Genomic DNA, 25,964 nt, shown 5'->3' with positions numbered 1-25,964 from the left:
GCGCTTATTCCAGCGTCACCGCCGTGCCGCTGACCGACACCATCATCATGCCTTCGTTCTTGCCGAGCGCGCCGTAATCGAGATGGACGCCCACGATGGCGTGCGCGCCGAGACGCTGCGCCTCCTCGATCATCTCCTGGATGGCCGTGTCGCGCCCGTCGCGCAGCACGCGCTCGTATGAGCCCGCGCGCCCACCCACCACGTCGCGGATGGAGGCGAAGAAATCGCGGAACACGTTGGCGCCGAGGATCGCCTCACCCGAGACGATGCCGCGATAGGACGCGATGCGGCGACCTTCGATGGTGGGCGTCGTGGTGATGATCATGGGGCTCTCCTTCTGCTCCGCTTCAGATGGGAAGGGAAAGGAGAAATGTCATCCCGGACGCCGCAGGCGATCCGGGATCGTTCTCAGGATAAGGCGCATGTTTTTTCCCTCCCCCTTGTGGGGAGGGTCAGGGTGGGGGGTGAGCACCATTCCGTCAGAAGGTGGCGCCAGCACCCCCACCTCCAACTCCTCCCCACAAGGGGGAGGAGGGTTTCCCGCGCCATACTCGTCAGACGATCCCGGATCCCTGCGGCGTCCGGGATGACGCTTGTTTCCTAGATTCAGTGCCGGAAATGCCGGTGCCCGGTGAACACCATCGCCAGCCCTGCCTCGTCGGCGGCCTTGATAACCTCGTCGTCGCGCATGGAGCCGCCGGGCTGGATCACCGCGGTGGCGCCGGCCTCGGCTGCGGCGAGCAGGCCGTCGGCGAAGGGGAAGAAGGCGTCGGAGGCCACCACGGAACCCTTGGCGAGGGTCTCAGACAGGTTCGCGGCTTTCGCGGCCTCGGCGGCTTTCCAGGCGGCGATACGGGAGGAATCGACGCGGCTCATCTGGCCGGCGCCGATGCCCACCGTGGCGAGGTCCTTCGCATACACGATGGCGTTCGACTTCACGTGCTTGGCGACCCGGAAGGCGAAACGTAGGTCGGCGAGCTCCTGCTCGGTCGGTGCCCGCTTCGTCACCACCTTCAGGTCCATGGCGTCGACCACGGCGTTGTCGCGGTTCTGGGCCAGGAAGCCGCCGGCGACCGTGCGCACGGTCAGGCCCGGTGCGCGCGGATCGGGCAGGGAGCCGGCGAGCAGCAGGCGCAGGTTCTTCTTGGCCGCCACGATGGCAACCGCCTCCTCGCTCGCATCGGGCGCGATGATCACCTCGGTGAAGATTTCCGTGATGGCCTTGGCGGCCTCCGCATCGAGTGTCCGGTTCATGGCCACAATGCCGCCGAAGGCCGAGACCGGATCGCAGCGCAGGGCCTTCTCGTAGGCCTCGCGAAGGCTCGCGCCCTCGGCCACGCCGCACGGGTTGGCGTGCTTGACGATCACGATGGCGGCCGAGCGTTCAGGCGCGAATTCCGCGACTGCCTCGTAGGCCGCATCGGTGTCGTTGATGTTGTTGTAGGAAAGCTGCTTGCCCTGCACCTGGCGGGCGGTGGCCACGCCCGGCCGGTTTTCCGGCGTGCGGTAGAAGGCGGCAGACTGGTGCGGGTTTTCGCCGTAGCGCATCACTTCCGCAATCGATCCGCCGAGAGCCCGGAACGGCGGTGTCGCTTCGCCAAGCTCGTTCGCGAACCAGTTGGAGATCGCCGCATCGTAGGCGGCCGTGCGGGAATAGGCCTTTTGGGCCAGTCGGCGGCGCAGGGTGAGCGTCACCGAGCCGTCGTATTGCGCGAGATCGTCGAGAACGGCCGCATAATCGGCGCCGTCCACCACCACGGCCACGTCGCCATGGTTCTTGGCCGCCGCGCGGATCATCGCCGGGCCGCCGATGTCGATGTTTTCGATGCAGTCATCGTATGGCTTGCCGGCCGCGACCGTCGCCTCGAACGGATAGAGATTCACCACCAGGAGGTCGATGGCCTGGATGCCGTGCGCCAGCATCGCCGCCTGATGCTCCGGATTGGAGCGGATCGCCAGGAGCCCGCCATGGACGGCCGGGTGAAGCGTCTTCACGCGCCCGTCCATCATCTCCGGAAAGCCCGTAAGCTCGCTCACGTCTTTTACGGGCAGCCCAGCCTCGCTCAAGGCCTTGTGCGTGCCGCCGGTGGAGACCAGCTCAATGCCGCGCTCATGGAGCGCCTGGGCGAAGTCCACGAGACCCGTCTTGTCGGATACGGAAAGCAGAGCACGGGAGACGCGCTTCAGGTCGCTCGGCATGACGGCCGCTCCATTCAAGGAAAGATGTGGGCGCGATAGCATGGCGGGTGCGGGATGGGAACCGGGGAGGCCAGAGTTTCAGGCCACCCCATGCGCAATGGCGGGCGAAGCCGTTGGCGCTGGTCATTGACCTTCCATCGGGCCTGAACAGTGCGATTCATCTGCCAGAGCCCTCTCGATCATATCGGCACGCTCCGCCACACTCACCCTGGGCAGGATAGAAACTTTGTACCCAAGCATGGGGTAGGCCTCTAGCAGCCGAGAGTATTCAGCTTCCGCTGCTTCCATGTCGTGACGCCGCTCTGGATCATTCACGTAGATTTCCGGCCACGGCGGCGTCAGGAACACAGTGTGGTGGTAACGATGCGACTGAGCGAGTGAAGTGAGAACTGGCTCATGTGTCACGTGCTGTAGGAATGCCGCAGCGTCCACCAAGCTCCTGTCAAAGAACACCCATCCGTTCAGAGCGGTCGCTGCCGCTCGATCGTCCAGGGCCATAGCGATTGCACGGTGAGAAAAGGCTCGTTCGTCCTTCCAGGGAAGCGCCGTCCCTCCTTCTCGCAGTTCTTGTTTCACAATCCGTCGGCCAGGCTCCTCCACGATGGGGTGCCCACGCCTACCAAGCTCAGCGAGCAAAGTAGATTTGCCACCGCCCGAACAGCCGGAAATGACAACGAACCACTCCATTTACCCTCTTCTGCTCATGAGGTCGTGCCAATTTCAAAGCACTCAAAACCTTGGCGGATGATATAACCTCTGCTAGGATTGCTGTCATGATCAAGCGCATGACCTGGCTTACCCATCAATTCACGTACCTCAAAGGGTGCGCGGGATGGGTGTTGCGCTGATGCGTGCCTGATCATTCCCGAGGACCCTCCCGAGGCGGGTAGGGTCCTGACGTTCTCTGCTCTCCTCCTATCGATTGGGGAGAGCAAGCATGAACACACATTTCCCTGCGCCGAAACGCAAGCCCCGCTTTGACCGGGCCATTCTGACGTTCAGGATCGTTGCATCCTGGGTGGCGGGAATGGCTGCATCATGGAACCACTTCACCTATCGGTGGGCTTTACAAAGGCTCGAGCATCTCAACGACCATGCGTTGCGCGACATCGGCGTGTGGCGCGAACCCGAAAGCCGGGTCGGCGAATGGTGGATGAATCCGCCGCCTTAGACAAGGAGAGTCGTGAGTCCTCAGAAGCTGCCTTACAAAGCGCGGGCAACCCTCCTCCCCCTTGTGGGGAGGAGTTGGAGGTGGGGGTGTGAGCGATAGCCTATGAAGGTCAGGCGTTGGCACCCCCACCCTTGATCCCTCCCCACAAGGGGGAGGGAAACAGGCGCAACAATTTAATGGCTCAACCTCTCAGGAAAATCCCCTTAGACCTCGCTCATTGTCTGGTAGACTTACCTTCAAATCAGCTCCGCCTGCTCCTGCGGCTGGTTCGGCTCGAACGTGCGCGCCAAGCGCTCGAAGCGCCAGCGGATTGTCGGAGTCTCGCTGGGGCGGACGGTCAGCACGATCTGCTCCGTGCGGCGCAGGCCGTCGGCGGTGGCGAGGAACACGCTGTCCTCGATCTCGGCTTCGATGGGAGCGGCCGAAAACTGCCAGGCCTCCCGGTTTGGCAGCACCAGCATCACCACCCGGCCGCCCTGGGCAATGCTTGCCTTGATGCCGGGCGCGAGATGGAAGCGGATGATGGCCTGGGCGCTGCCGGGGTTGCCCCCTTCGCTCCAGAAATTGTCCTCGCCTTCGAGCACGTTGCCCTTGGGTGCGAGCTGCCAGCGCCGCTCATGGGTGAGGCCGAAGCGCGCCTTGTAGCCGTCGTGGCTGGCGCTGAGAAGCTGTGCGTGCTCGCGCTCGCTGCGCTCCGCATTCACCCGCTCCGGCCCACTCAGGATGACCGGGCCGACCCGGCGCAGGAGCCAGGCCGACATCCGGCGCTGCAGCCAGCTCCCTTTCTTGTCGACGATCTGACAGGAGGAGATGTCGTTGATGGAAGCGGTGGAATGCGCGGCGGTCGAGCGCGAGGCCTGGATGATCGGATCGGTTGCGATCTGCGGCATGCCGCAATTGACCACGATGCGCTGCGCGGCGCTCGAGAACTCGAAGGACAGGCAGCCTGCACCCGCCTCCTGCGACAGGGGACGCGGGGGCGGCGCGCCCACATCGGCGACGAGCAGGGTGCGTCCGGCCTCCAGCCGCTCATAGCCGGAATGCGGTGCGTGGTGGATCGGCTGGCTGCGCATGTCGTCATAGGTGAGCAGCGTTGCAAGATGGTCGGCCGCCGTCACGCCCATGCCGTTGAAGTGCGAGAGCGTGCCGTCCCCGTGCCGGAACAGGCGCACCATCGGCAGCATGCGGTCGACGGAGCGCAGCAGCGCCTCGGGCGTGTCGACCTCGCGGCTGGCGAACATTTGGCGCAAGGGCAGCAGGTCGAACAGCAGCTCGACGACGATGCGCGGGTTGCGGCTCACATGTCCGCCATCGGCCAGGATCTGGCGGTCGAGTTCCCGTGACAGCAGGCGGCTCGCACGGCGCAAGGTGCGGTCGAGGCCTTCGCAGCACAGGCCCGCATAGCAGAGCGCAATCGCCGCCATGAGCTGCTGATAGGGCAGGGCGCCGGCGCGGATCTGGCGCTCCAGAATGCGCACATGCTGCCCGATGATCTTCAGGAACCGCTGGTAGAAGGCATGGTCGGCGCCTTCCAGGATCAGCGGCGACTGGCTGATGAACGACATGAGCCGGCGCGCCGTGATCTCGGTGCTGCAGGCAATGCGCTTGTCGCCGAGCTTGGAGGTGACGAACTCGTCGACCAGGGAGCGGGCATTGGCCTGGGCCAGCGCCGTGCCGGCGGCGCGCAGGTGGCGCAGCCAGCCGAAGCCGTAGAGCGCCTCGCCCCAGGCGCGGCTCGGGGGCGAAAACGCGAAGGGCGAGCGCCCGCCGGTGGTGACGGCGCGGCCCGAGAACGCGAAGAAGCCGGAATAGATGTCGGTCGCGATGGTGGGATCGGCGGTGCGCAGGTCCTGGGGGGCGAAGAGCAGTCGCGTGGGCACGGGGGCGCCGGAGAGCCGGGACAGGCTCCAGACCATGCTTTCACGCGCGGCGCGGCCTGCCTCGCGAAGGGCAAGCCTGTACAAACGCCAGCGATCCGGCCCGAAATCCACCCGTGGCGCTCCTCTTGTTCGCTCAAGAACTGCCGACAAACCACCTAAGCCTCATCCTGAAGAGGACCTTCAGGTCCGTCTCGAAGGACAAGGCGCCTCCAGAGATTACTGGACCCTCCTTCGAGACGCCTGCTGCGCAGGCTTTTCAGGATGAAGGGGATTGTTAGGCGCTCCAAATCTCAGCCAACTTAAGCGAGGAGTTCCTGCTGACCGGTTAACACCCGGTAAGAGACCATTCACCATCGTCACGAAGGGCTGTGAACAAACCGTGCGACAAAGAAGCCATCGAGGCCGGAGCGGTCATGGTCCGCCAGCGCCATCTGGCTCGGCAGGGTTCTGACATCGCCCTGTGGCGTGATGCACTCGGCAAAGCCGCCGATTTCGTCGGGGGTAATGGGCAGGCGGGTGAACTCGGGGTGACGCGCCAGGAAGCTTTCCGCCTGCCGCTCACCTTCCTCGGCTTCCAACGAGCAGGTGCAGTAGACGAGCCGCCCACCGGGCTTCAGCAAGTTCGCGGCCTTGTCGAGGAGACGGCTCTGGAGGCCGGCGAGCTTGCGGATGTCCTCGTCGCTCTTGGTCCAGGCCACGTCCGGGTGGCGGCGGATGGTGCCGGTGGCCGAGCACGGGGCGTCGAGCAGGATGGCGTCGAAGGGCTCCGCGTCGAGCTTTTCCGCGTCGATGGCGCGGGTCTCGGCCTTCAGGTTCAGGCGGGCGAGGTTTTCATCGAGCCGTTGCAGACGTTTCGCCGAGCGGTCGACCGCAAGCACCTCGGCGCCGGCGGCCGCCAGTTGCGCGGTCTTGCCGCCGGGCGCGGCGCAGAGATCCGCGATGCGCTCGCCGGGTTTGGCCTGAAGCAGGCGGGCCGGCAGGGCGGCGGCGGCGTCCTGTACCCACCATTCGCCGTCCTCGAAGCCGGGAAGCTCGCGGATCGCAGTGCGCTCTTTGAGCCGGATGCTGCCTGTGGGCAGGAGCACGCCGCCCAGACGCTCGGTCCAGGACTCAGGATCGCTCTTCACCGTCAGGTCGACGGAAGCCATGGAGCGGTGCGCTTCGGCGATTGTCTGGGCCAGTGCCTCGCCGTATTGCGCGATCCAGCGCTCCTCGAGCCAAGTGGGCGTGTCGAGCCATGGGTCGCTCTCGGCCAGGATGACGTCGCGCTCGCGGGCCACACGGCGCAGGACCGCGTTGATGAACCCGCCCGCGTGATGGAGCTTGGGATCGTTCTGCGCCAGCTGCACGGCGCTGTCGACGACCGCATGGTCGGGCACGTCGAGGTAGAGGATCTGCGCCGCCCCGGTGGCGAGCAGATGCATCAGGCGCTCGTCCTTGGGCGGCTTGTTGAGCCGCTCCCTCAAGGCGTGCCCGAGGGTGCCGAGGCGCCGGAAGGTCACGATGGCGATGGCCCGTGCCAGCGCCTCGTCACGAGAGGAGAGATTCTCCGCGCGCGCCAGCTCCTCCATCACGTCGTCGAGCGGCACGCGCCGCTTGAGGGTCTCGGTCACAGCCATCCAGGCAAGGCGGCGGGGGCCGAGGCCCGATTGTTCGTCCGATTGACTCAAAATCTATCCCCAAGGCCCGCGGCGGGTGCCGGTCGAACCTGAAACGGATCCCCCAGGAGAACCCCATGGACCCGATGAACTCTGCTGAAAGAAGCCGCCTTGCGGCGTCGAGCCCATCTCCTGCGCCAAAGCGTGGAGCGCGGCAATCCGGTTTTCCGTCGCGGGATGGGTGGAGAACAGGTTGTCCACGCCCTGACCGGAGAGTGGGTTGATGATGAAGAGCGAGGCGGTGGCAGGCCGCCGCTCCGCATCGGGGTTGGGGATCTGCGCCACGCCGCCGGCGATGCGGGCGAGTGCGGAGGCGAGCGCCAGGGGCTGGCCGGAGATTGCGGCGCCCATCCGGTCGGCGTCGTATTCCCGCGAGCGGCTGATCGCCATCTGGATGATCATGGCGGCAATCGGCGCAAGAAGCGCGGTGCCCAGCATCACGATGGGGTTAGGCCGCTCGTCGCGCCCGCCGAAGAGGAAGCCGAACTGCGCCAGCGTCGCGATGGCGCCGGCAATCGTCGCGCTGACCGTCATGATCAGCGTGTCGCGGTTCTTGATGTGGGCAAGCTCGTGCGCCATCACGCCTGCGATCTCGTCGCGGGAGAGCATGTGCAGCAGGCCCGTGGTGGCAGCCACCGCCGCATTCTCCGGGTTGCGCCCGGTAGCGAACGCGTTGGGCTGCGGATTGTCGATGAGGTAGACCCGTGGCATGGGAAGCCCAGCGCGCTGGCTGAGATCGCGCACCATGGTGACGAGTTCGGGGGCAGTGCGCTCGTCCACCTCGACGGCGTGGTGCGCAGCAAGCGCCAGCCGGTCCGAGTTCCAGTAGGCGAAGAGGTTGGTGGCCAAGCCAAAGCCCAAAGCGATCATCATGCCGGTGCCGCCGCCCAGGAAATAGCCGACGACGCCGAACAGGGCCATGAGGCCCGCCAGCAGCATTCCGGTCTTGACGGTGTTCATCGGGGTCTCCACCTCGTGGTCAGCACGTATCCATCCTTTGACCCCTATGTGGGAACGGTCCAGCTCCCTCCCAAGAGGGGTGGGATTCTGGCATAAGGCTTCTCATGAGCACCAACGACAACACTCCTCCTGATCGCCCCATCGAGGGCGCGGCTCCCGGCAAGCCCCTGTCGCCCGCAGCCCAGCGGGCCTTGGAGGAGGCGGCCCAGCGCCGCCTCGACATCGACGCCCGCGCGGCCGAGATCGCCAAGCAGAAGGAACTCCAGGGCCGCGGCGGCCTCGAGCCCGTCCGCTACGAGGACTGGGAGGTGAAGGGACTGGCGAGCGATTTTTAGAGAGATTTCGGGCCTCATGTCACATCCGGCTGTCCCGTCTCGTCTTAGCATCGTCAGCACCAAGACAATGAGGACCAAGACGATGAAAGCCCGGTTGATACCCTTCGAAGTCGCCCCCGGCTCCCTGAAGCCGATGATCGAGCTGGAAAAGACCCTGAAGAACAGCGGTCTGGAGCACAGCCTGTTGGAGCTGGTGAAAACCCGCGCCTCGCAGATCAACGGCTGCGCCTATTGCATCCACATGCACACCAGGGATGCCCGCGCCAACGGCGAGACCGAGGAGCGGCTCTATCTCCTCAGCGCCTGGCGGGAATCCCCGCTCTACAGCGACCGCGAGCGGGCCGCGCTCGCCTGGACCGAGGCCCTGACCCTCGTGGCCGAAACCCATGCGCCCGATGCGGATTATGAGGAGCTGAGCCGACACTTCACACCCGCCGAACAGGTCAACCTGACCCTGATGATCGGCGCGATCAATGCCTGGAACCGCCTAGCCATCGGCTTCCGGTCCATCCACCCGGTCGAGGCGAAGCGTGCTGCCGCCTGATGGCGATGCCGCGAACCGGTTCCAGCCCCTCAGGCCGGGGCTGGTTCGCCTCGCCTACCGCATGCTCGGCTCCGTCGCGGAGGCCGAGGATGTAGTGCAGGAGGCCTATATCCGTTGGCACCAGACGGACCGCTCGGCCGTCCGCGAGCCGGGCGCCTTCCTGTCGAAGACCGTTACGCGTCTGTGCCTCGACATCCTGAAATCGGCCAGGGTGAAGCGGGAGACCTATATCGGCCCCTGGCTGCCCGAGCCGGTTCTGGACACGGACGGGGCCGAGGACAGGGCCGAGGATCTGTCGCTGACGCTCATGATGGCCCTGGAGCGGCTGTCGCCCCTGGAGCGGGCGGCCTTTCTGCTGCACGACGTGTTCGGGCTAGGCTTCGATGAGGTCGCCGCAACCCTCGACCGGGATCCCGCCGCCTGTCGCCAGCTTGCGGCGCGGGCCCGCAAGAACGTGCGGGCGGAGAGACCGCGCTACGCCATCGAACGGGAGGAGGGCGAGCGGATGACCGATGCCTTCTTGGCGGCCTCGCGCAGCGGCGACCTGTCTGGCTTGCGCAATCTTCTGGCGGAGAATGTCGTCGCCTATACGGATGGCGGCGGCATCCGGAATGCGGCCCTCAATCCGCTCTTCGGCTTCCGCAGGGTCGCAGGCCTGTTCCTGGGCGTGGCGCGCAAGAGCGCAGGACAATTGCCGCCGGTTCTCTACAAGGGCCCCATCAACGGGCTCCCGGGCTTCGTCACCCTCGAACAGGACGGTATGGTTCAGACGACCGCGCTCGACATCGAGGGTGGCCGCATCGTCGGGGTCTATATCGTCCGCAATCCCGAGAAACTCCGTCACTTGGCGGATCTGGCGAATTAACGACGGTCGACAAGTCGATCTTCGGGCAACGGGAAGGTTGTTACGTCTGGGGCCTCCGGCTACCTTGGCCCGGGGAGAAGCTCATGGTTGGCGCGCGCGAGACGGCACGGCTGGAGATGTTCCGGGATCTTCTGAGCGACGCGCATCGGGCGCTCGCTCTCCAGTTCGGCTTCGAGCTGTGGGACGGCTCGACGATCCCGGCTGACCTGCCGTCATACGCCATGCGCCTCGTGATCCGGCGCGAGAGCGTGATCGCGGCCCTCCTGCGCCGGCCCAACCTCGACACGGTGCTCAACGCCTATGTGGCCAGCCTGCTCGACCTGAAGAACGGCACCATCTTCGACTTGGCCGACCAGCGCCCGCAGAAAGTCGGACGCCGCCTGAAAGCGGTGAGCAAGGTCAAGGCCCTGAGGACCGCCTATCACTTCCTGCGCGCACCCGCCGACATGCCGCGCCCGCTTGCCCGCGTTGCGGAGAATCCTGACGCCCGCGACGGAAAGCCGTCCACGAACAAGGCCAACGTCGCCTATCACTACGACGTGTCGAACGAATTCTACCGGCTCTTCCTCGATCCGGAGATGGTCTATACCTGCGCCTACTTCCAGCCGGACTGGCACGACGACATCGCCCGCGCACAACGCGACAAGCTCGACATGATCTGCCGCAAGCTGCGGCTGAAACCGGGTGAGCGCCTGCTCGACATCGGCTGCGGCTGGGGCGCGCTCATCTGCCATGCGGCGCAGCATTACGGCGTGAAGGCGACGGGCGTAACGCTTGCGGAAGAACAGGCGAAGCTCGCCAGGGACAAGATCGCGCGATTGGGCCTACAGGATCGCGTCGAGGTGCTGGTGAAGGATTTCACGCAAGTGGAGGGCGAGTTCGACAAGATCTCCTCCATCGGCATGTTCGAGCAGGTGGGGATTGCCAACCATCCGTCTTACTTCAGCGCCGTGCACCGCCTACTGCGCCCGCGCGGGCTCTATCTCCACCACACCATCGCGCGGCGCGCCAAGAAGAGTGAGCGGGCGTTCCAGAAGCTCAAGCCCGAGTACAAGGCGCTCACCCGCTACATCTTCCCCGGCGGCGAGCTCGATCATCTCGGCATGTCGATTTCCAACCTGGAGCGCCATGGCTTCGAGGTGCACGACGTGGAGGCCTGGCGCGAGCACTACCAGCGCACCACGCGGCTCTGGTGGGAGAGCCTCAACGCCCGCCGCAAGGAGGCGGAGGCGCTCGTCGGTCCGGAAAAAACCCGCATGTGGCTGCTCTATCTTGCCGGCTGCTCGCTGGCCTTCGAGCGCGGTGCGGTGGGCGTGAACCAGACTTTGGCCTCCAGACGCACCCGCGGACCTTCGGGTTTGCCGCCGACACGGGCGGATTTGTACGCTTAAGGCACCACCACCACCCGCGTGCCCACATTCACCTGGTCGTAGAGATCCACGATGTCTTCGTTGAGCATGCGGATGCAGCCGTAGGACGCATAGGTGCCGATGGAGCTCGGGCGGTTGGTGCCGTGGATGGCGTATTCGTCGAGATTGAGGGTGAGCGCCCGCGCGCCCATGGGGTTGTTGGGCGCGCCGCCGGGAATCACGTCGGGCAGGCGCGGGTTGTCGCGTTTCACTTCCAACGGCGGCGACCAGGCCGGCCGCACGTATTTACCGTCGATCCGCGCCTCGCCAAACCATTGCTTGCCGGGCTTGCCCACCGCCACGCGATAGCGCAGGGCGGTGCCGTCGCCGCGCACGTAATAGAGCTTTCGCTCAGCCGTCCTGATCACGATGGTGCCGGGCGACATCCCGGCCTGGAACGGCACGACCTCGCGGGCGAAGGCCGGCATGGTCGCGATGGCGATGGCGGCGAAGGCGGCAAGGCTACGCATGTCTCGAACCCTCCTGCGGAAACAGTGAAGGTGAGACGCGAAAGATAAGGCTACGGTTCCAGCGAAAAGGCTGCCAGAAATGCCGCCTTATCCAAGGGATGTTACAAAAGCTCCCGCAGACCGGCCGACGTCTTGATCTGTGCCCGATAGCGAAGGTCGCTGCCTTGTACGATCGCGGGCGGTCGGTCGATCTCCAATGTCCGATAGAGCTCTGAAAGAGATGCGGTGTCAGGATGGTGTAGCGAAAACGATTGTAGCCTTGCCCCCAGGTCGGCCATGGTCGCCATGGAGCGGGCCTTGCCGCGCCTATGTATGATCGAAGGAACTGCGCCATCGAGTGGAAAGGAACCGTCATCGGGAATGGCGAAGTCGAACGAGGAAATCGTCCAGGGCAAGGCGACCTTCCGCCCGAACAGGGTCTCTCGACCTTCAAGGATGACATCTATCACGTCTGTCCTCGCGACCCACCCCCTCAGGCGGCGACCCGCTTCCCAATCGGCCATGACGGCTTTCTTGTTGTCGATCCCGAACCAGCGGGCCCGGGCTAGTGGTTGGGCCTCAGGATCCAAAGCAATGACCTCCAGATAAACCATGTCGCCAAGCTGAAGCAGGTGGTTGTGAGTTCCCATGTAATCATGACGCTGTCCGAAGGGGACATCGAGATCAAGGCAATCCCGGACATGCGCCACACCCTCCGACAACGTCGGTGCGACGACAGTCAGGTGATCCAGTTTCAACATCGTCGTGCCTCCTCCAGGAAACACTGATGCAAAAACGGGTAAGGGCTAGACACAAAGGTTAAGGCTGAAGTTCTGTGTTGCTCAAGGAGCGGCACCAATGTCATCCCCGGACTTGGTCCGGAGATCCACATCTTTGCGACGCCGCGGTTCCCAAGACGTGGATGGCCGGGACGAGCCCGGCCATGACGAGGGGATCAGGAAACGATCAAGCCGCCTGCGTGCGCTTGTTCTGCCTGTTCGTGATCAGGTCGTCGACCACGCCGGGATCGGCGAGGGTCGAGGTATCTCCCAGCGAGCCGAACTCGTCCTCGGCGATCTTGCGCAGGATACGGCGCATGATTTTTCCTGAGCGGGTCTTCGGCAGGCCGGGGGCGAACTGGATCAGGTCGGGCGAGGCGATGGGGCCGATTTCCTTGCGCACCCAGGCGACCAGCTCCTTGCGCAGCTCTTCCGAGGGCTCTTCGCCGGCCATTAGGGTCACATAGGCGTAGATGCCCTGGCCCTTGATGTCGTGCGGATAGCCCACGACGGCCGCTTCCGACACCTTCGGATGCGCCACGAGCGCGGACTCGACCTCCGCCGTGCCCATGCGGTGGCCCGACACGTTGATCACGTCGTCCACGCGGCCGGTGATCCAGTAATAGCCGTCCGCATCACGCCTACAGCCGTCGCCGGTGAAGTACTTGCCTGGATAGGTGGAGAAGTAGGTCTGCACGAAGCGCTCATGGTCGCCATAGACCGTGCGCATCTGGCCGGGCCAGGAATCGGCGATCACCAGATTGCCCTCGGCCGCGCCCTCCAGCACCTTGCCCTCCGCATCCACCACCTGCGGCTGCACGCCGAAGAAGGGTTTCGTAGCCGATCCCGGCTTGAGCTTCGTGGCGCCGGGCAGCGGCGCGATCAGGATGCCGCCGGTCTCCGTCTGCCACCAGGTATCGACGATGGGGCAACGGCTGTCGCCCACCACGCGGTGATACCATTCCCAGGCTTCCGGATTGATCGGCTCACCCACGGAACCGAGCAGGCGCAGCGACTTGCGCGAGGTTTTCTTCACCGGCTCCTCGCCCGCCTGCATGAGCGAGCGGATGGCGGTGGGCGCCGTATAGAAGATGTTGACCCCGTGCTTATCGATCACGTCCCAGAAGCGGGAGATCGTCGGATAGGTGGGCACGCCCTCGAACATCAGCGTGGTGGCGCCGTTCGCCAGCGGCCCGTAGAGGATGTAGGAGTGGCCCGTAACCCAGCCCACATCCGCCGTGCACCAGTAGATGTCGCCGTCGTGGTAGTCGAACACGTATTGGTGCGTCATTGCCGCATGGACGAGATAGCCGCCCGTGGTGTGCAGCACGCCCTTGGGCGTGCCGGTCGAGCCTGACGTGTAGAGGATGAACAGCGGATCCTCCGCGTTCATCTCCTCGTAAGGGCACTCGTCGGACACCATGCTGGCGGCCTCGTCGTAATAGACGTCGCGTCCCGGCAGCATGTTCACCGCACCGCCCGTGCGGCGCACCACCAGCACGTGATCGACCACGCCCGCGCCGACGCGTTCGAGCGCCGCGTCCACGTTCACCTTCAGCGGCACCTTGCGGCCGCCGCGCAGGCCTTCGTCGGCCGTGACGATGAAGGCGGATTTCGCGTCCTGGATGCGGCTGGCGAGCGAATCCGGCGAGAAGCCGCCGAACACCACCGAGTGGATCGCCCCGAGCCGCGCGCAGGCCAGCATGGCGTAAGCCGCTTCCGGGATCATCGGCATGTAGATCGTGACGCGGTCGCCCTTGGCCACACCGCGGTTGCGCATGATGTTGGCCATGCGGCAGACCTCGTCGTGAAGCTCCCGGTAGGTGATCTTCTTCGATTCCGACGGGTCGTCGCCCTCCCAGATGATGGCGACCTGATCGCCGCGGGTGTGAAGGTGCCGGTCGACGCAGTTATAGGCCACGTTGGTGACACCGTCCTCAAACCATTTGATCGAGACGTTCTCGGGGCCGAAATTGGTGTTCTTGATCCGGGTCGGGGCCTTGAACCAGTGGATGCGCTTGGCTTCCTCGGCCCAGAAGGCCTCCGGGTCCTTGATCGAAGCCTCGTACTTGGCCCGGTAGCCCGCCTCGTCCAGATAGGCGCGGTGGGTCCACTCGGACGGCACGTCGTAGATCTTCTCTTCCATGGCGCTTCTCCCAGACGCTTGCCTGATGGATTTAGGGTTAGGTTTACGGAAAGAGAGAGGGTGCGGGCAAGCGGGACAATGATCGGACTTTGGTCGTTCATACTTTCGGCGCTCGTGGGGCTGCGCTCGCGAGGGCCGCTTCCTCGAGGGCTTCGAGGAAGCGCAGGCCCTCCTTCACGCGCTCCGCGCCGAGTTTCTCGACGAGCGTCCGGTTGACCGCGTCCCAGCTGTCGAGGGCCGCCGAGATCGCGGCTTCGCCCTCATCCGTGAGACGCAGGCGCTTGCCCGTGCGGCCGCGGCCCCCTTCGCTCTCGACGAAGCCGCGACGCTCCAGATGCTTCAGGTTCCGCACGACCGTGGTGGAATCGAAGCCCAGGGCTTCCGCAACGGCGCTGACGTTCGGGCCATCCTCGCCCGCAATCGCGACAAGGAGCGAGAATTCCACGCCGGACAAGCCCGTCGACCGGAGCTGCGCGCCGTAATGGCGCGACAGGACCGCCGCCGTCGCGCGGGTGCGGCGGCTCAGGCACGACTGGGCGACAGATCGAATTCTTTCGTCCTTCATGGCGCAAGTCCTGAGTAATCCGGAAAGGCAATATCACTTTTTTCGACGAGAACCCGCCATGCCGGCGAATGAAAATTGGCCCTAGCAAAGCCGGTCCGCATAAAATAGTGTATATACATTATTTATCGCGAGTCGGAACATGGCAAGAAAACGGGTGGTCGTCACGGGAATGGGGCTGGTCTCGCCGCTCGGCGTCGGCGTGGAGACCGTCTGGAAACGGCTCCTTGCCGGACAATCCGGCCTCCGGCGCCTGCCCGAAGCCATGGTGGCGGACATTGGCGCGAAGATCGCCGGGACAGTCCCCGACCGGGTGATGGATTCTGAGGCCGGGTTCGATCCGGATAGGGCTATTTCGATCAAGGACCAGAAGAAGATGGACCGCTTCATCCAGTTCGCCGTCCTCGCGGCGGAAGAAGCCCTGATGCAGGCCGGCTGGAAACCTGAGACGGATGCCGACCGGGAGCGGACCGCCACCGTGATCGCCTCGGGCGTCGGCGGCTTCCCCGTCATGATGGAGGCCGCCGAGACGGTTCGCAGCAAGGGCCCGCGCCGGCTTTCGCCCTTCACCGTGCCGTCCTTCCTCGTCAATCTCGCGGCCGGGCAGGTCTCGATCCGGCACGGGTTCAAAGGCCCGCTCGGCGCGCCCACGACCGCCTGCGCGGCAAGCGTCCAGGCCTTGGGCGACGCGGCGCGCCTGATCCGCGCCGGTGAAGCGGATATTGCCATCGCCGGAGGGGCCGAGGCTTGCATCGACCGCGTGAGCCTCGCAGGTTTCGCTGCGGCTCGTGCCCTGTCGACGGGGTTCAACGACGAACCCTCGAGAGCCTCGCGCCCCTTCGACGCGGATCGGGATGGCTTCGTGATGGGCGAGGGGGCGGGCATTCTCGTGATCGAGGACCTGGACCACGCCCGCGCCCGGGGCGCGACCCCGCTTGCGGAGATCCTCGGCTATGGCACGAGCGCGGACGCCTATCACATGACCGCAGGTCCCGAGGACGGAGAAGGCGCGCGGCGCGCGATGGCGCTGGCGATCAAGGATGCCGGGCTTCAGCTGCAGGACATCGAGCATCTCAACGCCCATTCCACCTCGACGCCGGTCGGCGACCGGGGCGAGCTCGCGGCCATCCGCTCCCTCTTTCCGGGGCGGGGCCCGGCGATCTCCGCGACCAAGTCCGCAACCGGCCATCTTCTCGGCGCGGCGGGCGGTCTTGAAGCCATCTTCACGCTGCTGGCCTTGCGGGACGGTGCATTGCCGCCAACCCTCAATCTCGCGCAGCCGGACGCCAGCGCGGAAGGGCTGGATCTCGTCGGGCCCGAAGGGCGCAGGCAGCCAATCGAATTCGCCCTGTCCAACGGCTTCGGCTTCGGCGGCGTCAATGCGTCGATCGTGCTGCGGCGCTGGATGTGACCGGACCGGTCGCTCTCAGAGCCCGCCCATCCGGCACACGATGGCCCATTCCTCGTCCGTCACCGGCTGCACCGAGAGGCGGGAATTGTTGATGAGGATCATCTTTTCGAGGCCGGGCTGCTTCTTGATCTCGTCGAGAGTGACCGGGCGCTTGAAAGCTTTCACCGCCTTGATGTCCACCATGCCGAACTTGCCCGTCTCGTCCGTGTGGTCGGGGTAGTATTCTTTGATCACTTCGACGATGCCGACCACCGCCTTGCCTTCGTTGGAGTGGTAGAAGAAGCCCTGCTCGCCTTTTTTCATCGCCATCAGGTTCTGCTTGGCGACATGGTTGCGCACGCCGTTCCAGTGGGTGCCTTTCGCGCCTTCCGCGACTTGCGCCTCCCAGGACCAGACGGAGGGTTCGGACTTGTAGAGCCAGTGGGCCATGTTCTGCTTACCCCTTTACTTACGTCGCGAAATCTTTGGGTTTCGCTTCAATACTCGGACTTGATGGGACGGTTCATCAGCGCATCGACCGCCTGATCCAGAGTCCATGCGCCGGACAGGATCTGCTCGACAGCTTCCGCAATCGGCATGTCGATGCCTTTTGCACGCGCCAGCGCCACGAGGGCGCTTGCGGTCGTGGCGCCCTCCACCAGCTTGCCGCCGGCGGCTTCCTCCACACTCATGCCCTGGCCGAGGCGCTGGCCGAAGGCGAAGTTGCGCGATTGCGCCGTGGAGCAGGTGAGCACCAGATCGCCAAGACCCGAGAGCCCCATGAGGGTCTCAGGGTTGCCGCCATAGGCGCGGGCAAAGCGCAGGAGCTCAGCGAAGCCGCGGGCGATCAGCGCCGCCTTGGCGCTCTCGCCCAGGCCCTTGCCCGCCACGGCTCCGCAGGCGATGGCCAGCACGTTCTTGGCCGCACCGCCGATCTCGACCCCGCGCACGTCGCCCCGGTGATAGACACGAAACGTCGGGCCGGAGAGGGCATTGGCCAGCGCCTCGGCCAAAGCCGCATCGCGGCAGGCCAGCGTCACGGCGGTGGGCAGGCCGCGCGCCACATCATGGGCGAAGCTCGGGCCCGACAACACGGCCACGGGGGCGCTGGGGCGCTCCTCCGCGACCACGTCGCAGAGGAAGGCTCCGCTGCCGCGCTCAATCCCTTTGGCGCAGAGCACCAGCGGCGTTGCCACGGGCAGAACGGAAGCAAGGGCCATGCTCATTTCCCGCGTTGTCTGCGCGGGCGTGACGAGGAGAACGACGCGGGTCGAAGCCAGATCGGCGAGTTCGGCGGTCGGCGTGATGCGCTCGTGAAGCTTCACGCCCGGCAGGCAGCGCTCGTTGGTGCGCGTGGCCGCCAGCGCATCCGCCTGCTCGGGCGAGCGCATCCACAACACCACGTCGTTGCCGGCGCTGGCTGCCGCATTGGCAAGCGCCGTTCCCCAGGCGCCGGCTCCGGCAATGCCGATGGTTTGGGGTTGCGCGCTCATCTTGGAGGCGTCTCAGTCGAGGATTTGGCGCGAAGCATGCTTCGTATCAGCATAAGGCCTGCAACGCCGCCTCCGACAAAGCCGAAGATCGCTCCGTTGAAGGTCATAAGGATCAAATAAAACTCGTGTTTTGTTCCTTCTGCTGAAGCAGCGCTTATCCCGAAGCCAAGTGCAAAAATTTCAGCAGCGGCGAGCGTGCCGGCCAACGCACCGATGGCCGCTCCAACAATGAAGGCTGCCAAGCTACAGGTTAGTTTGAGAGTGCTGCTCATCCCTCGGCGTTCTCCAAGCCCTCCTCCCCCTTGTGGGGAGGAGTTGGAGGTGGGGGTGTGAGCACCAGACCGTCATAGGTTCGCGCTTGCACCCCCACCCCTGGCCCCTCCCCACAAGGGGGAGGGAGAAAGTGACTGTGCATCAGAGCGTCCTCTAGCACGGCCATGCTACGCCTTCGCTCCCGCCTCGTCGCGGCTGGTGTCGAGGGGCCAGCGGGCGCGGGCTGGAGCGCCGATGTCGTCGATGAGGCCAAGCCGCATGCGCTCCAGGCCCGCCCAGGCGATCATCGCGCCGTTGTCGCCGCACAGGTGCAGAGGCGGGGCCACGAGCTTGAGGCCGGCTTCGACCGCGAGCCGCTGCAGTCCCTGGCGCATGCCCTGGTTGGCGGCAACGCCGCCCGCCACCACGAGCGCCGCCGGATGGCCGGCGATCTCGCGGAAGGCGCGAAGCCCCACGCGGGTGCGGTCCACCACCACGTCGACGATGGCGGCCTGGAAACTGGCGCAGAGATCCGCGATGTCGCTGGCGGTGAGCGGCGCGATCTTCTCCGCCTCGATCCGCACGGCCGTCTTGAGACCGGAGAGCGAAAAGTTCGGCTCCTTCCGGCCCTGCATCGGGCGCGGGAAGGCGAAGCGTTCGGGATTGCCCTTGGCCGCCTCGCGCTCCACATGCGGGCCGCCGGGATAGGGCAGGCCGAGCATCTTGGCGACCTTGTCGAAGGCCTCGCCGATGGCATCGTCGATGGTGGTGCCGATGCGCACGTAATCGCCGACGCCGCGCACCGCCACGAGCTGCGTGTGGCCGCCGGAGGCGAGGAGCAGCAGATAGGGGAAGCCGATGCCGTCGGTGAGCCGCGCGGTGAGCGCATGGGCCTCGAGGTGGTTCACCGCCATGAGGGGTTTGCGGGTCACGAGCGCGATGGCTTTGGCCGTGGTGAGCCCCACCAGCACGCCGCCGATGAGTCCGGGGCCCGCCGCCACGGCGATGCCGTCGAGGTCTTTCACCGAGCAATTCGCGTTTTTCAGTGCGCGGGCGATCAAGCGGTCGATCACCTCCACATGGGCGCGCGCCGCGATCTCCGGCACCACGCCGCCATAGCGGGCGTGCTCGGCGATCTGGCTCAAAACCTCGTTGGAGAGGATCTCGCCCCGCCCGTCGAAGCCGATGCCGACCACGGCGGCCGCGGTCTCGTCGCAGGTGGTCTCGATGCCTAGAATGCGCATGGTCGGTGGCTGCTCGATTAAGGTGTTGTCCGGGGTTTCGGCCCGGCGCTCCTCCCCCTATAGTCCGCCGCGCCGCACAAGATCAAACCTTGATCGTCGTTGAATTGGAGTCATCAGGCAGAATGGCCTCTTCACCCACCCTGGTCATCGGTACGCGAGGCAGCCCGCTGGCGCTGGCCCAAGCCCACGAGACGCAAGACCGGCTGGTCGCCGCCCATGGCTCGACCGGGGACGGCTGGACCGTGGAACACCTACCCCTGTCGATCATCAAGACCACGGGCGACGCCATTCAGGACCGGCCCCTGTCGGAAGCCGGGGGCAAGGGGCTCTTCACCAAGGAGCTCGACATCGCGCTGCTCGAAGGCTCCATCGATCTCGCGGTCCATTCCGCCAAGGACCTGCCGACGACCCTGCCGGAGGGCATCGTGATCGCCGGCTTCCTGCCGCGCGAGGACGTGCGCGACGCCTTCATCAGCCACCGCTTCAAGAGCATCAGTGACCTGCCGCAGGGCGCGGTCGTGGGCTCCGCCTCGCTGCGGCGTCAGGCCCAAGTTCGGCGCCTGCGGCCGGATCTCCAGGTCACGTTGCTTCGCGGCAACGTGCAGACGCGGCTCGCCAAGCTGGAGCGCGGCGAGGTCGACGCGACCCTGCTCGCCATGGCGGGCCTGCGCCGCCTCGGGCTCACCGACCACGTCACCACGGTGCTGGAGACCGACGACTTCCTCCCCGCCGTCGGGCAAGGCGCCATCGCCATCGCGGTCCGGGCCGAGGACGAGCGCGTTCGGGAGGCGCTGGCGCCAATCCTCGATGCGCCGACCGGCCATGCGCTCGCGGCCGAGCGGGCCTTCCTCACCATCCTCGACGGCTCCTGCCGCACGCCCATCGCGGGACACGCGCGGCTCATCGGCGGCGAGCTCAAATTCCGCGGCCTCGTGCTGCGCCCTGATGGCTCCGAGAGCCTGGAAGCCATGCGCCGCGGCTCACTTGGCGATGCGGTGGCGCTCGGGCGCGAGGCTGGAGCCGAATTGCGCGCGCGCATGCCGCCCGATTTTCTCAAAGCCTGATGCGGTTCCTTGTCACCCGCTCCGCGGACGATGCCGCGCGCACGGCGGACAAACTTGCCGCCCGCGGGCATCAGGCCTGCCTTGCGCCCGTAACCCGGATCGTGCCGACCGGCGATCCTGCGCCGAGCGAACCCTATGACGCCCTGATCGTCACCAGCGTCCACGCACAGGCAGCCCTGGCCGCTCTCGACCGGACCACGCCCATCTTCGCCGTCGGCGAGCGTACGGCAGAGGGGGTGCACGCCTCAGGCTTTGCCCATATCGTCGTGGCCGAGGGCGATGCGGTCTCCCTGTCGCGGCTGATTCGCGGCACCCTCCCGTCCGGCCTGACCCTGCTTCACGTGACGGCGCGCCACCACAAGGAGGAGCCGGCGGCCTCCCTGCGCGCTGCCGGATTCACCGTGCTTCAATGGGAGGCCTATGAAGCAAAGGCCGTGGAGAGGCTGCCGGACGGCGGCGTCGAGGCCCTGCGCACTGGCCAAATCGGCGCCGCGCTCCATTATTCCCGAAGGAGCGCGGATCTCGTGATCCGGCTGGCGGGGGAGGCAGGTCTGGCATCGAGTCTCCTGATGTTCCCCCATCTCTGCCTGTCGGCCGATGTGGCCGCGCCCCTGAGATCGGCAGGCGCCGCGACTCTCGTGGCGGAGGAGCCCTCGGAGGAAGCCCTGTTCCGGCTTCTCGATGGGTTCCCATGACCTTGGCCGCCGCTTCGTCTACGATCCCGCCACGGGGATCTTTGTCAGAGGAGACGATCATGGTCCCATGGGCCTGCCGTTCTTGGACGATCACCGGCTCTTGAGGGAACGAAACCTGAGCGCTCAAGCTTGCCTCAATTGCCTACCACACTGCCCTTTTGAAGACCTCGCCCGACAGCGACCCTGCAAGAGAGACCCGTGACCGATTCATCAGACCCCCGACGCCCGAAATCCTCCCGCAAGAGACCCTCGCGCGAGCCGGCCACCATCGATCTGGAGGCCTTCGTGATCGACGATGGCAGCGTTCGGTCCAATCCCGAGGCGGCCGCCCAGGAGACCACCGGCCAGGACACTCTTGGTCAAGACACGGTCGACGCGGAAACGCGCGCATCGCAGACGATCGCGGCCGATACGGTGACGGGTGCCCAGCCTGACGAGACCATCGCCAGCGGCAGCGAGCCTCCGGCCGAGGATGTGGTCGCGTCCCCGGAAGCCAGCCTCGATTCGGGTTCGGGCACCGATACGCTTCCCTCCGAAGCCTCCCTTGAGCACATGGCAGGCGAGGATACCGGTTCAGGTGGCAGCTCCTTCCAGGATTCTTCCACGGCCGAGACACGCGCAGACGCCGTGCCACCGCCACCCGCTCCTGAGCGGCGCAGCTCCGCCGGCGCCCTGATCGGATCCGGCCTTCTCGGCGGCCTCGTCGGCGCAGGCCTCGTTTATGGGTTGCAGGCTTGGCAGGCAGCACCTTCCACCCAGAACGACCCTCGCATCGCCCAGCTCGAGCAGCGCGTGAATGCGCTGCGGCAGCAGCCGGCAGCACCCGCCGGCCAACAGCAGGGCAATGCCGGGGCGCTGGAAGGGCGCATCCAGGCCCTCGAGACCGCCAGAGGTGAACTCGACCAGCGCCTTCAGGCCATCCAGAATACGGCCCAGCAAGCGGCGTCCCAGGCGCAGGAGGCTCTTAACCGCCCCGCGCCGGAAGCGGCCCAGCCACAAACCTCTCCCCAGTCAGAGGCCGCGCTGGCCGATCTCTCCACCCGCCTCGGGGCGCTTGACGAGCAGGTGCGGACGAACGGGCAGAACGCCACGAATGCAGCGAGTGTCACGCAGGAGCTCGACCGGCGTCTGGCGGATCTCGATCGCCGCGTCAGTGAGCGCGAGCAGCGCTTCCAGGACACCGACCGGCGCTTGGCCGATCTCGACCGCCAGCTGGCGGAAAGCAGCCGGCGCTTGGCCGACACGGACCGTCGCTTCGGTGAGCAGGAGCAGCGCCTTGCCGCCCTGTCCCAGCAGGCGGTCGAGAACACCAGGAATGCGATGACGGCAAGCCAGACCGGCACCCGTGTCGTCCTGGCCGGGCGCCTGAACGATGCCCTGCGGGGCGGCACCCCTTATACGGAGGTGCTCGACGGCGTGAAAAAGGCCGGTGCCGATCCGGCCCGGGTAGTGCCCCTTGAACCCTTCGCCCAGGAGGGCGCCCCGACCCCGGCCGCCCTGGCCCAGAGCTTCGAGCCGGTCGAGACCACGATCCTGCGCGAGAACCGCGGCCCGGCCGAAGGCTGGACCGACCGAATTCTGCGCATGGCCGACAAGGTGGTGACGGTCAGGCCCGTGAACGAACCCGGCGGCAGCGGCGTTCCTGCTCTTGTCACCCGCATCCGGCACGCCTTGGAACGCGGCGACGTGGTAGAGGCGGCTGCCGCCTGGGATGCCCTGCCGGAGCCGGCCCGACGGGTGTCCGAGGAATGGGGCCGGCAGGTCAAGGCCGTCGCCGGAGCGTACCAGGCCGCTCAAGCGATCAGCACGGATGCTCTCGCCACCCTCAACCGCTCGACGCAATAAGAAAAGGATCAGCCCAGCATGTGGCGCGCTCTCGTCTTCATCGGTCTTCTCTGCGTCGCGGCCTTCGGCGCGGTCTGGCTGGCCGACCGGCCCGGGACGGTTCTGATCACCTTCGCAGGCTATGAGATCCAGATGTCGGTGGCGGTCGCGACCATCGCCCTGACGGGCCTTGCGCTGTTCCTGGCCCTGCTCTGGTCCCTGGTGTCCGGCATCCTGCACCTGCCCTCCCGGTTGACCTTTGCGTCGCGGGCCCGCCGCCGCTCCAGGGGCTACCAGGCGGTCTCCCGCGGCATGGTGGCCGTGGGCGCAGGCGACACCATTGCGGCCCGCCGCTATGCCAACGAGGCCGAGCGTCTGCTCGGGCGCGAGCCCCTGACGCTCCTGCTCAAGGCGCAGGCAGCCCAGGTCTCCGGCAACCGCGAGGCGGCTGAAGCCGCCTTCAGCCAGATGATGGAGGAGGACGAGACCCGCGTGCTCGGCCTGCGCGGCCTCTTTGTCGAGGCCCGGCGCCGGGGCGACGTGGGGGAGGCTCAGCAATATGCCTCCGAGGCGGTGCGTCTGGCGCCCGCTGCCGCTTGGGCGAGCGATGCGGTGCTTGAGGCACGCTGTGCCGATCACGATTGGCGCGGAGCCCTGGAAGCCGTCGAACGGCGGGCGTCCCTCGGGCTCCTGAACAAGACCACGGCCAAGCGCCACCGGGCGGTCCTGCTCACCGCCGATGCCCTGGAGCGCATGGATCACGATCCCGACGGCGCCCTCAGGAGCGCACAGGATGCGGTGAGGCTCGCACCCGATCTCGTGCCGGCCGCTGCGATGGCCGGCCGGCTTCTGTCGCGCAAGGGCGATCTGCGTAAGAGTGCTAAGGTGGTGGAAGGAGCTTGGCGCAGCCTGCCCCATCCGGACCTGGCGGACGTCTATCTCAACCTGCGTCCGGGCGATTCCGGCCTCGACCGGCTCAAGCGGGCCGAGACCCTCATGAAGATTTCCGGCAGTGCGCCGGAAGGGCGGCTGGCGGTGGCCCGCGCGGCTCTCGAGGCCCGCGAATTCGCCCGCGCCCGCGACGCCCTGGAGCCGCTGCTGCAGGACCGGCCGAGCATGCGGGTCTGCCTCCTCATGTCCGATCTGGAGCAGGCGGAGCATGGCTCCACGGGCCGGGGCCGCGAATGGCTTGCCCGCGCCACCCGCGCGCCGCGGGATCCGGCCTGGATCGCCGACGGGGTCGTGTCGGATCACTGGCTGCCGATCTCGCCCGTCACCGGTCGCCTTGATGCTTTCGTCTGGCAGGCGCCGCCGGATATGCTGGTCGCTCCCGAACTCACCTTGCATGATGACGTAACGGCCGATCTCGACGAGGAACGGAGGCCGCTGCCGGCTGTGGCCGCGCCAGAAACGGCCCCCGAAGCTGTAGCCCCGAGCGACCCGCTCCCCGAGTCAGAAGACGATGTCCTGAAAAGCGAGCTGAAAGCTGCCCTGAATGATGCGGAGCCTGTGAAGGAGGAAACGCCCCTGCCGCCGCCCGGGCCTGTGGTCTTCCCGGCAACGCCTCCGGACGTGCCAAAGCCGAAGCTGGAGGCGGCCGCGCGCCGCAGCGTTTTTTCGGTCTGGTAAAACCTTTCCAATCTTTCCCGCCTTGCCAACCGGCAGGCGAGGGGGTAAGAGGGCGGCCTCTCGGATCGCAAGATTTGCGATGCCGCAATAGCTCAGCTGGTAGAGCACCTCATTCGTAATGAGGGGGTCGGGGGTTCGAATCCCTCTTGCGGCACCATTTCCATCCTTGGCGGCGAAGGTTGCCGGAGATGGGAAGGAAGGGCAGGGGGCCATAGCTCAGCTGGGAGAGCGCTTGCATGGCATGCAAGAGGTCGGCGGTTCGATCCCGCCTGGCTCCACCATCCTGCTTTCGGATCGTGCGGACCCAGCGGGCCGCGCGAGCGAAAAGTGGTTCCGGTTTTTTCGGTCCACACGGTGCGTGTTGAAGACGAGACGGAGCGTGCGGGTGTAGCTCAGGGGTAGAGCACAACCTTGCCAAGGTTGGGGTCGAGGGTTCGAATCCCTTCGCCCGCTCCATTTCCGTAAATCGAGAAATTCATCGACAAGGCGCCTCCGGGCGCCTTTCGTGTTTTCAGCACCAGCTCAAGAAAACGGGCCCATTCCATGAAGGAAAATGGGCCCGCGGTGACTCGAGGTCACGCGTCATTGACGTTCATCCGGTTCTTGAACCGGTCATATTGTGCAGATTGTCGGGCTGAAGGCTGCCTCCGACGCTCAACTTCGCAACGTGGAGGGGGCGGTCAGCCCATTCGAGATCGCTATGCGAACCTCCATCCATTCAGACCGGGGCGGGTGCCCGGCTCATCAGGTTGCGGGATCAGCGTCCGTGAAGAACCCACTCAGAACGTCATGCCAATCCGTTGTCCGTGACGGGTACTTCCAGGTTTGGATCACGACCCGTCATGACTACTAAACCCCTCACCGGACGCTTGTTTCAGCGTAGCGGCAAAGAAAAAGACCCGGCTAAGCGTTGCCGGGTCTTCTGTGTCTGGCGGAGAGAAGCGACGTCTAGGCGGCTTTGACGCCTGTGAGGAAGTCGGTGACCTCGCGGGAGAGGTCGTTGGAGTGGCGCGACAGCTCCTGGGCGGCCCCCAGCACCTGGCTGGCTGCCGCGGTGGTCTCGCCGGCGCCCTGCTGCACGTCCACGATGCTGCCGGTCACGGCTTCCGTGCCGCGCGCCGCCTCCTGCACGTTGCGGGCGATCTCGGCGGTGGCCGCCCCCTGCTCCTCCATGGCGGCCGCAATCGAGGTCGAGATCTGGCTCATCTCGGTGATCGTGCGCGCGATCTCCTGGATCGCCGCCACCGTCTGCTGCGTCGCCTGCTGCACCGAGCCGATCTGGGCCGAGATCTCCTCCGTCGCCTTGGCTGTCTGCGAGGCGAGCTCCTTCACTTCGGTGGCCACCACGGCAAAGCCCTTGCCGGCCTCGCCGGCGCGCGCCGCCTCGATGGTGGCGTTGAGCGCCAGGAGGTTGGT

Annotated in this window: 25 protein-coding genes and 3 tRNA genes; 13 read left to right on the top strand and 15 right to left on the bottom strand. The window is 66.1% G+C overall.

The window, feature by feature from the left end; genetic code table 11:
* Nucleotides 1-4: 4 nt before the first annotated feature.
* The 3 genes from I2H36_RS15330 to I2H36_RS15320 form a co-directional block, all read right to left on the bottom strand.
* Nucleotides 5-325 carry a heavy metal-binding domain-containing protein gene (locus tag I2H36_RS15330; protein WP_036355294.1) on the bottom strand — a complete coding sequence of 107 codons (321 nt, stop codon included), beginning with the start codon at nt 323-325 and terminating at the stop codon, nt 5-7.
* Between the two features lie 281 nt (nt 326-606).
* A complete protein-coding gene (gene purH / locus I2H36_RS15325) occupies nt 607-2,199 on the bottom strand; it encodes a bifunctional phosphoribosylaminoimidazolecarboxamide formyltransferase/IMP cyclohydrolase (RefSeq protein WP_196264776.1) in 1,593 nt (530 codons plus the stop codon).
* A 123-nt stretch (nt 2,200-2,322) separates the two neighbouring features.
* On the bottom strand, nt 2,323-2,886 hold the full coding sequence (locus I2H36_RS15320) for an AAA family ATPase (protein ID WP_196264775.1): 564 nt from the start codon (nt 2,884-2,886) through the stop codon (nt 2,323-2,325).
* A gap of 250 nt (nt 2,887-3,136) precedes the next feature.
* Here I2H36_RS15320 and I2H36_RS15315 point away from each other — a divergent pair, with 250 nt between their 5' ends.
* Nucleotides 3,137-3,370, top strand: a complete 234-nt coding sequence (locus I2H36_RS15315) for a hypothetical protein (protein WP_196264774.1) — start codon at nt 3,137-3,139, stop codon at nt 3,368-3,370.
* 236 nt (nt 3,371-3,606) lie between these two features.
* On the opposite strand, the gene I2H36_RS15310 is transcribed toward I2H36_RS15315, so the two are convergent.
* The 3 genes from I2H36_RS15310 to htpX all read right to left on the bottom strand — a co-directional run bounded on the left by I2H36_RS15310 (nt 3,607) and on the right by htpX (nt 7,868).
* Nucleotides 3,607-5,361 carry a heparinase II/III domain-containing protein gene (locus I2H36_RS15310; protein WP_196264773.1) on the bottom strand — a complete coding sequence of 585 codons (1,755 nt, stop codon included), beginning with the start codon at nt 5,359-5,361 and terminating at the stop codon, nt 3,607-3,609.
* A gap of 245 nt (nt 5,362-5,606) precedes the next feature.
* Complete coding sequence (gene rsmB, locus I2H36_RS15305; protein ID WP_281433003.1) at nt 5,607-6,920, bottom strand: 16S rRNA (cytosine(967)-C(5))-methyltransferase RsmB; 1,314 nt, start codon at nt 6,918-6,920, stop codon at nt 5,607-5,609.
* A 3-nt stretch (nt 6,921-6,923) separates the two neighbouring features.
* Nucleotides 6,924-7,868, bottom strand: coding sequence for a zinc metalloprotease HtpX (gene htpX, locus I2H36_RS15300; RefSeq protein WP_196264772.1), 945 nt, complete (start codon nt 7,866-7,868; stop codon nt 6,924-6,926).
* Between the two features lie 104 nt (nt 7,869-7,972).
* Here htpX and I2H36_RS15295 point away from each other — a divergent pair, with 104 nt between their 5' ends.
* The 4 genes from I2H36_RS15295 (at nt 7,973) to I2H36_RS15280 (ending at nt 11,003) form a co-directional block, all read left to right on the top strand.
* Nucleotides 7,973-8,203: a DUF1674 domain-containing protein gene (locus I2H36_RS15295; RefSeq protein WP_196264771.1), complete on the top strand. Its 231-nt coding sequence runs from the start codon at nt 7,973-7,975 to the stop codon at nt 8,201-8,203.
* 82 nt (nt 8,204-8,285) lie between these two features.
* On the top strand, nt 8,286-8,747 hold the full coding sequence (locus I2H36_RS15290; protein ID WP_196264770.1) for a carboxymuconolactone decarboxylase family protein: 462 nt from the start codon (nt 8,286-8,288) through the stop codon (nt 8,745-8,747).
* Entirely contained in the window at nt 8,734-9,612 is an 879-nt protein-coding gene (locus tag I2H36_RS15285; RefSeq protein ID WP_196264769.1) for an RNA polymerase sigma factor SigJ, read from the top strand. The genes I2H36_RS15290 and I2H36_RS15285 overlap by 14 nt, the downstream gene beginning before the upstream one ends.
* Before the next feature lie 83 nt (nt 9,613-9,695).
* The gene (locus I2H36_RS15280; protein WP_246718852.1) at nt 9,696-11,003 is read left to right on the top strand and encodes a class I SAM-dependent methyltransferase; all 1,308 of its coding nucleotides are present in this window, start codon (nt 9,696-9,698) and stop codon (nt 11,001-11,003) included.
* On the opposite strand, the gene I2H36_RS15275 is transcribed toward I2H36_RS15280, so the two are convergent.
* The 4 genes from I2H36_RS15275 to I2H36_RS15260 form a co-directional block, all read right to left on the bottom strand.
* On the bottom strand, nt 11,000-11,491 hold the full coding sequence (locus tag I2H36_RS15275; RefSeq protein ID WP_196264768.1) for a L,D-transpeptidase: 492 nt from the start codon (nt 11,489-11,491) through the stop codon (nt 11,000-11,002). The two genes, I2H36_RS15280 and I2H36_RS15275, sit on opposite strands and share 4 nt — an antisense overlap.
* A gap of 101 nt (nt 11,492-11,592) precedes the next feature.
* A complete protein-coding gene (locus tag I2H36_RS15270; protein WP_196264767.1) occupies nt 11,593-12,231 on the bottom strand; it encodes a VOC family protein in 639 nt (212 codons plus the stop codon).
* 205 nt (nt 12,232-12,436) lie between these two features.
* On the bottom strand, nt 12,437-14,395 hold the full coding sequence (gene acs, locus I2H36_RS15265) for an acetate--CoA ligase (protein ID WP_196264766.1): 1,959 nt from the start codon (nt 14,393-14,395) through the stop codon (nt 12,437-12,439).
* 97 nt (nt 14,396-14,492) lie between these two features.
* Nucleotides 14,493-14,960 carry a MarR family winged helix-turn-helix transcriptional regulator gene (locus tag I2H36_RS15260; RefSeq protein WP_196264765.1) on the bottom strand — a complete coding sequence of 156 codons (468 nt, stop codon included), beginning with the start codon at nt 14,958-14,960 and terminating at the stop codon, nt 14,493-14,495.
* Between the two features lie 139 nt (nt 14,961-15,099).
* On the opposite strand from I2H36_RS15260, the gene fabF reads away from it, so the two are divergent.
* Nucleotides 15,100-16,368 (top strand): beta-ketoacyl-ACP synthase II, encoded by a 1,269-nt coding sequence (fabF, locus tag I2H36_RS15255; RefSeq protein ID WP_196264764.1) that lies wholly within the window; start codon nt 15,100-15,102, stop codon nt 16,366-16,368.
* Between the two features lie 15 nt (nt 16,369-16,383).
* On the opposite strand, the gene I2H36_RS15250 is transcribed toward fabF, so the two are convergent.
* The 4 genes from I2H36_RS15250 to tsaD all read right to left on the bottom strand — a co-directional run bounded on the left by I2H36_RS15250 (nt 16,384) and on the right by tsaD (nt 19,336).
* On the bottom strand, nt 16,384-16,797 hold the full coding sequence (locus I2H36_RS15250; protein ID WP_196264763.1) for an EVE domain-containing protein: 414 nt from the start codon (nt 16,795-16,797) through the stop codon (nt 16,384-16,386).
* 47 nt (nt 16,798-16,844) lie between these two features.
* Complete coding sequence (locus I2H36_RS15245) at nt 16,845-17,840, bottom strand: NAD(P)H-dependent glycerol-3-phosphate dehydrogenase (RefSeq protein WP_196264762.1); 996 nt, start codon at nt 17,838-17,840, stop codon at nt 16,845-16,847.
* Nucleotides 17,837-18,112, bottom strand: coding sequence for a hypothetical protein (locus I2H36_RS15240; protein ID WP_196264761.1), 276 nt, complete (start codon nt 18,110-18,112; stop codon nt 17,837-17,839). The genes I2H36_RS15245 and I2H36_RS15240 overlap by 4 nt, the downstream gene beginning before the upstream one ends.
* Nucleotides 18,113-18,280: 168 nt before the next feature.
* On the bottom strand, nt 18,281-19,336 hold the full coding sequence (tsaD, locus tag I2H36_RS15235) for a tRNA (adenosine(37)-N6)-threonylcarbamoyltransferase complex transferase subunit TsaD (protein WP_196264760.1): 1,056 nt from the start codon (nt 19,334-19,336) through the stop codon (nt 18,281-18,283).
* 122 nt (nt 19,337-19,458) lie between these two features.
* Here tsaD and hemC point away from each other — a divergent pair, with 122 nt between their 5' ends.
* From hemC to I2H36_RS15200, 7 genes are all read left to right on the top strand, one after another.
* Nucleotides 19,459-20,400: a hydroxymethylbilane synthase gene (gene hemC, locus I2H36_RS15230; RefSeq protein WP_196264759.1), complete on the top strand. Its 942-nt coding sequence runs from the start codon at nt 19,459-19,461 to the stop codon at nt 20,398-20,400.
* Complete coding sequence (locus I2H36_RS15225; RefSeq protein ID WP_196264758.1) at nt 20,400-21,095, top strand: uroporphyrinogen-III synthase; 696 nt, start codon at nt 20,400-20,402, stop codon at nt 21,093-21,095. Before hemC ends, I2H36_RS15225 begins: the two co-directional genes overlap by 1 nt.
* 198 nt (nt 21,096-21,293) lie before the next feature.
* The gene (locus I2H36_RS15220) at nt 21,294-22,940 is read left to right on the top strand and encodes a hypothetical protein (RefSeq protein WP_196264757.1); all 1,647 of its coding nucleotides are present in this window, start codon (nt 21,294-21,296) and stop codon (nt 22,938-22,940) included.
* 18 nt (nt 22,941-22,958) lie between these two features.
* Complete coding sequence (locus tag I2H36_RS15215) at nt 22,959-24,548, top strand: heme biosynthesis protein HemY (RefSeq protein ID WP_196264756.1); 1,590 nt, start codon at nt 22,959-22,961, stop codon at nt 24,546-24,548.
* Between the two features lie 81 nt (nt 24,549-24,629).
* Nucleotides 24,630-24,705, top strand: a tRNA-Thr gene (locus I2H36_RS15210).
* Between the two features lie 48 nt (nt 24,706-24,753).
* A tRNA-Ala gene (locus I2H36_RS15205) sits at nt 24,754-24,829 on the top strand.
* A 100-nt stretch (nt 24,830-24,929) separates the two neighbouring features.
* Nucleotides 24,930-25,004, top strand: a tRNA-Gly gene (locus tag I2H36_RS15200).
* A 492-nt stretch (nt 25,005-25,496) separates the two neighbouring features.
* On the opposite strand, the gene I2H36_RS15195 is transcribed toward I2H36_RS15200, so the two are convergent.
* Nucleotides 25,497-25,964: methyl-accepting chemotaxis protein (locus tag I2H36_RS15195; protein ID WP_246718851.1), on the bottom strand; the 468-nt coding region annotated here is incomplete at its 5' end.

Source organism: Microvirga terrestris, assembly GCF_015694425.1.
In the GTDB taxonomy this organism is placed as follows: Bacteria; Pseudomonadota; Alphaproteobacteria; order Rhizobiales; family Beijerinckiaceae; genus Microvirga; species Microvirga terrestris.
This window is presented reverse-complemented; position numbering and strand designations above follow the sequence as displayed.

What these genes read in the sequence shown, in the direction of transcription:
- I2H36_RS15225 (WP_196264758.1), top strand. Translation starts at nt 20,400, where the DNA reads ATGCGGTTCCTTGTCACCCGCTCCGCGGACGATGCCGCGCGCACGGCG.
- I2H36_RS15280 (WP_246718852.1), top strand. Translation starts at nt 9,696, where the DNA reads ATGGTTGGCGCGCGCGAGACGGCACGGCTGGAGATGTTCCGGGATCTT.
- I2H36_RS15240 (WP_196264761.1), bottom strand. Translation starts at nt 18,112, where the DNA reads ATGAGCAGCACTCTCAAACTAACCTGTAGCTTGGCAGCCTTCATTGTT.
- hemC (WP_196264759.1), top strand. Translation starts at nt 19,459, where the DNA reads ATGGCCTCTTCACCCACCCTGGTCATCGGTACGCGAGGCAGCCCGCTG.
- I2H36_RS15315 (WP_196264774.1), top strand. Translation starts at nt 3,137, where the DNA reads ATGAACACACATTTCCCTGCGCCGAAACGCAAGCCCCGCTTTGACCGG.
- I2H36_RS15290 (WP_196264770.1), top strand. Translation starts at nt 8,286, where the DNA reads ATGAAAGCCCGGTTGATACCCTTCGAAGTCGCCCCCGGCTCCCTGAAG.
- acs (WP_196264766.1), bottom strand. Translation starts at nt 14,395, where the DNA reads ATGGAAGAGAAGATCTACGACGTGCCGTCCGAGTGGACCCACCGCGCC.
- I2H36_RS15250 (WP_196264763.1), bottom strand. Translation starts at nt 16,797, where the DNA reads ATGGCCCACTGGCTCTACAAGTCCGAACCCTCCGTCTGGTCCTGGGAG.
- I2H36_RS15320 (WP_196264775.1), bottom strand. Translation starts at nt 2,886, where the DNA reads ATGGAGTGGTTCGTTGTCATTTCCGGCTGTTCGGGCGGTGGCAAATCT.
- I2H36_RS15295 (WP_196264771.1), top strand. Translation starts at nt 7,973, where the DNA reads ATGAGCACCAACGACAACACTCCTCCTGATCGCCCCATCGAGGGCGCG.
- purH (WP_196264776.1), bottom strand. Translation starts at nt 2,199, where the DNA reads ATGCCGAGCGACCTGAAGCGCGTCTCCCGTGCTCTGCTTTCCGTATCC.
- I2H36_RS15215 (WP_196264756.1), top strand. Translation starts at nt 22,959, where the DNA reads ATGTGGCGCGCTCTCGTCTTCATCGGTCTTCTCTGCGTCGCGGCCTTC.
- I2H36_RS15330 (WP_036355294.1), bottom strand. Translation starts at nt 325, where the DNA reads ATGATCATCACCACGACGCCCACCATCGAAGGTCGCCGCATCGCGTCC.
- fabF (WP_196264764.1), top strand. Translation starts at nt 15,100, where the DNA reads ATGGCAAGAAAACGGGTGGTCGTCACGGGAATGGGGCTGGTCTCGCCG.
- I2H36_RS15270 (WP_196264767.1), bottom strand. Translation starts at nt 12,231, where the DNA reads ATGTTGAAACTGGATCACCTGACTGTCGTCGCACCGACGTTGTCGGAG.
- I2H36_RS15275 (WP_196264768.1), bottom strand. Translation starts at nt 11,491, where the DNA reads ATGCGTAGCCTTGCCGCCTTCGCCGCCATCGCCATCGCGACCATGCCG.
- htpX (WP_196264772.1), bottom strand. Translation starts at nt 7,868, where the DNA reads ATGAACACCGTCAAGACCGGAATGCTGCTGGCGGGCCTCATGGCCCTG.
- tsaD (WP_196264760.1), bottom strand. Translation starts at nt 19,336, where the DNA reads ATGCGCATTCTAGGCATCGAGACCACCTGCGACGAGACCGCGGCCGCC.
- I2H36_RS15260 (WP_196264765.1), bottom strand. Translation starts at nt 14,960, where the DNA reads ATGAAGGACGAAAGAATTCGATCTGTCGCCCAGTCGTGCCTGAGCCGC.
- I2H36_RS15245 (WP_196264762.1), bottom strand. Translation starts at nt 17,840, where the DNA reads ATGAGCGCGCAACCCCAAACCATCGGCATTGCCGGAGCCGGCGCCTGG.